The organism is Falsiroseomonas sp. RANM36 (assembly GCF_056682175.1).
The window spans coordinates 293,253-294,486 of record NZ_JBWXTD010000003.1 but is presented as its reverse complement, the minus strand read 5'-3'; the positions used below and the strand labels follow the sequence as shown (position 1 = coordinate 294,486).

General features: G+C 76.6%; 1 protein-coding gene. It reads right to left on the bottom strand.

Annotation, left to right across the window (positions count from 1 at the left end):
• On the bottom strand, positions 1–955 hold a 955-nt coding region (locus AC1MIR_RS06210), incomplete at its 3' end, for a tripartite tricarboxylate transporter substrate binding protein (protein ID WP_480027314.1).
• Positions 956–1,234 lie beyond the last annotated feature (279 nt).

Sequence of the window (1,234 nt, the reverse complement as noted above, 5' to 3'; positions counted from 1 at the left end):
CTGGCGAGCGGCATGGGGGTGAGCGGGCTGCTATCTCCGTCTCGCGCCGCATATGCGCCTCGGCGCCCTGGATGTCGGCGCCGACCAGGATGAAGCCGACCTCGCCCGCGCGGCTGCGCACATCCGGCTGCGCCAGCCCGTGCAGCGCCGCCGCGGCCAGGCGGCGCGCCACCGGGTCGGGGGTGGCGGCGGGCACCCACCACATCACCCAGGAATTCGCGTCGAAGCCGGGCGCGACCGACTCCGCCATGGTCGGCACATCCGGCAGCGCCGGCACGCGGGCCGTCGTGCAGACGGCCAGCGCCTGCAGGTCGCCCGAGCGGATCATGCCGAGTGCCGCGGGCATGTCTGCGAACATGAAGTCCACATTGCCCGCGCGCAGATCGGTCAGCGCCGGCGCCGTGCCGCGATAGCCCACCAGCTCGAACTGCGTGGCGGAGGCGGATCGGTACAGCTCCGCCGCCAGCTGGTGCGGCGTGCCGGTGCCGCCCGTGGCGCCGGTCAGCCGGCCGGGATTGGCCTTCATGAAGGCGTCCCAGGCGCGCACATCGGCGAAGCGGCCGGGCCGCACCACCAGCGCGAAGGGCGTGGTCGCGAGCCAGGCGACGGGCCGGAAGTCGGACAGCTGATAGCCCGGCTCCGCCATCATGAAGGGCGCGATCACCGAGGAGATCGGCGCGAGCAGCACCGTCGTGCCATCCGGCGCCGCGCGCGCGACCGAGCGCGTGCCGCCCGCCGCGCCGGCGCCCGGCCGGTTTTCCACCACCATCGGCTGGCCGAGGAAGCCCTGCATGTGCGGCGCCATGACGCGGGCCAGGATGTCCGGGCTGCCGCCGGGGGCGAAGGGGTTGACCAGCCGGACCGGTCCGGGCGGCGTCCAGTCCGCCTGCGCGGCGGCCGGCAGGGCAAGCGTGGCAAGGGCGGCGCCGAGCGCGCCGCGGCGTGAGAGATGCATCGTCGTTCTTTCCCGTCGGATGAAGCCTGCTGGCGTGGCGGCCTTCTGCGGGCCGTCCCGCCGCGCAGATGACGTTCCGCATGCGGTGCTGCAAGCACCCGGCCGCGGGGCGTGCTACATCGGCCGGCGATGACGCGTGCCGCACCTGCCCGCCGCTCGCAGAGCCGCCGGCAAGCCGCCCAGGGGCGCCCGCCGCCGCGCCCCGGCCCGCGCGCCCCCCCCCCGCGGGGGGGGGGGGGGGGGGGGGGGGGGGGGGGGAGGCGGGGTTGCGAGGGGGGG